This is a genomic window from Neisseria sp. P0014.S002, assembly GCF_051958295.1.
In the GTDB taxonomy this organism is placed as follows: domain Bacteria; phylum Pseudomonadota; class Gammaproteobacteria; order Burkholderiales; family Neisseriaceae; genus Neisseria; species Neisseria flavescens_B.
In genome coordinates, this window is sequence record NZ_JBQCVO010000155.1 from 1 (window position 1) to 209 (window position 209).

General features: G+C 53.1%; 1 protein-coding gene. It reads left to right on the plus strand.

From position 1 onward, the window contains the following. On the plus strand, positions 1–209 hold a 209-nt coding region (locus ACTHSX_RS10980), incomplete at both ends, for an RHS repeat domain-containing protein (protein WP_440377764.1).

Sequence of the window (209 nt, forward strand, 5' to 3'; positions counted from 1 at the left end):
CGTCTCGATTACGACCAAACCGACAACCTGATCCAAGAAACCGGCTGGGACGGCAAAATCACCGCCTACGGCTACGACGCCGCCGGACAACTGGTCCAGCAGACCGAATACGGCCAAAGCAATAATGAAGGTCGTCTGAAAGAGCGTCCCGAAACTTGGCACATCCATCATTTCAAACGCAACATCCTCGGCCAACTGATCGAAAAACA